The organism is Paenibacillus sp. P4_E11 (assembly GCF_056401635.1).
The window spans coordinates 1-2,562 of sequence record NZ_JBFUIX010000325.1; the positions used below are offsets into that span (position 1 = coordinate 1).

General features: G+C 42.6%; 3 protein-coding genes. All 3 read left to right on the forward strand.

Going from position 1 to position 2,562, the window contains the following annotated elements; translation table 11 throughout:
• Window positions 1-907: ATP-binding cassette domain-containing protein (locus AC1DWB_RS33480; protein WP_477545408.1), on the forward strand; the 907-nt coding region annotated here is incomplete at its 5' end.
• A 558-nt stretch (window positions 908-1,465) separates the two neighbouring features.
• Complete coding sequence (locus AC1DWB_RS33485) at window positions 1,466-2,041, forward strand: dihydrofolate reductase family protein (protein WP_477545409.1); 576 nt, start codon at window positions 1,466-1,468, stop codon at window positions 2,039-2,041.
• 213 nt (window positions 2,042-2,254) lie between these two features.
• The coding region (locus AC1DWB_RS33490) for a serine hydrolase domain-containing protein (RefSeq protein WP_477545410.1) at window positions 2,255-2,562 on the forward strand (308 nt) is incomplete at its 3' end.

Sequence of the window (2,562 nt, forward strand, 5' to 3'; positions counted from 1 at the left end):
CTATTTTCTTGGCGGTTTGCTAATCATAAAAGGGGATTTGACCATCGGATTGTTACTTGTGTTCGCGCTCTACTACAAAATTCTATCTGAAGCGATAAAAAACTTATCCAATGCCAACGCGACATTACTCGCACAACAGACAATATTTGATAGGATTTTAAATAAGTTATCATTTCAAAACATTCAAGGAACAAAAGTTCCTTCAAGTAGTTTCAGTGAAATCGTGCTGGAGAATGTCAGTTTCAAATATGAGAACAGCCCAAATGATGTTTTACATAACGTTAATTTGAAAATTGGATGCGGGGAAAAAATAGTAGTAATGGGAGGGAGTGGTGAAGGGAAATCGACTCTTGTGAAATTGTTAACAGGAATTTATCAACCTTCTGGGGGAACTGTCACAGTATCGAATATTCCAATTAATGAAATCAAGCCCAATTATCTTTATAAGAAAATAGGGTTTGTTATGCAGGATGCTACCTTATTTAACATGAGTATAAAAGAATATTTCTTGCTGGTGAACCCTAAGGTTAGCGATAGTGATATCATCCATGCATGTGAAAAAGCGTTAATATACGACTTTATAGAAGGATTACCAAATCGATTTGATACTGTAATAGGGGAAGGTGGTGTAAAAGTGTCCGGGGGACAGCGACAGAGATTAATTCTCGCTGGGCAATTCCTGAGAGAAGTGGACATCCTTGTGTTTGACGAGGCTACAAATCATCTTGACTCCCAAGTGGAGGATCTAATATATGAGGCCTTGGATAGTTTCGGAAAAAATAAATCTATAATCTACATTACTCACAGGGACAAGCTAAGTAAATCTCAAGTGAAACAATTGCTTGTTCGCAACGGCACCATCCAGGAGCAAATCGTGCCTAAGTCACAAATGTATGATTCGATCTAATGGGAGGGGATGCGTCTGAAGGGCAGAGTAATATGGATTACAGGAATATCAGGTGCAGGAAAGACTTACCATTGGGTCCCCGAGGAGACGCTGGCGTACCTCTTGGAAGAGTAAAAAACGGTCGGCTGCCTTCGAAGCAGTCGGCCGTTTTTTGGTGAAAGCCAGATTTTCAGCCAGGCGTCAAGGATGGCACCGCCGCGGGGCGGTTCCCCCGGATTCTCCTGTGGCCTCTGCTTCGCGATGGCCGATCAGTCCGCTCCTGGGTCGATCAGATATTTAATAATTTAATGAAAATGGTCTAATAGTAGCTTTTTTGAACAAGAACAAGGATTCAACCGAGGGACGGGAACTATAGCGTAATCAAGACAATACGGCAGCTGGCCAGACGACCAGCTGCCGTATTTCGTTAAAGTAACGGGCAGTTTTGCAGAATATAATGGAAGGATTTTTTTGTGGATTAGTAGAATATTTCATTTGGGATTAGCAATCCATAAGAAACAACCCAAGCTGAAATGTCCTATAATGTAGTTATCCCTCATGAACAAAGGAGAACTGAAAATGAGAGAACTTGTTCTATTTTTGCACGCGTCGCTTGACGGTTTTGTTGAAGGGCCAAACGGTGAAATGGACATTGGCTGGGTTTCCTACGTTGCTGATTTGGAGAAACACGCGAAAGAWATTCTGAGTACTGCCGACACTGTCATTTGGGGACGTGGGACTTATCAGATAATGCACAGTTACTGGCCATCTGTGCCTTCTAACCCATCAGCTTCGCAGCATGAACGGAATCATGCCGAGTGGATCGAAAAGACAGCCAAAATCGTTTTTTCCACGACTCTGGAGAAAGTCGAATGGAACAATTCCAGACTGGTGAAAGAAGATGTCGAGGAAGAGATCAAGAACCTCAAACAGCAGCCAGGCAAGGATATGGTCATCCTCGGCAGTCCTAGGTTCGCACACTACCTTATGCAGCTTGATTTAATAGATGAGTATAAAATTACGGTTTCTCCCGTCCTGATCGGCAGCGGGTTGCCGTTATTCCAAGGTCTCAAGGAGAAGATCAATCTTAAACTTATCGAAAACAAGACATTTGATTCTGGAGCCATAGGCCTCGTTTACCAGACGATAAGATGACCGTGTCACCTAAAGTAGATTACGCTAACGGATACGATAGTTGAATCATGACGTCACGGCAGCCGGCCAATAAACAGGATAAAAAATAGAGCTAAAAAAGAGTTTTATGAAATCTTATGTGGCATTGCAGGAATATTTGTTGGTAAAATTATTCATAAGTTACTGATGATCTGAGGAGCAAAATCAAAAAAAAGATTGCGGAGGAAAGCTACTATGAATCTTTTCGTTTCGTCCGAATGCTCCGACCCGTCTTTTATCGTTCAAGACCAAGAGACGTTGAGATCAAGGATGGACGAATATCTGCAAGCTTATGAGCAATTGGACTATTTCAGCGGTTCTGTACTGGTAGCGCACGATGGCGAGATTGTGTTAAACGAAGGCTATGGGATGGCCAACCGGGAGCATGAAGTCAAAAATACACGTGATACGATCTTCCAGTTGGGATCCGTAAGCAAGTCCTTTACAGCTGCCGCGATCATGCTGCTGCACGAGCAAGGCGTCATTAACACGGATCATACTAT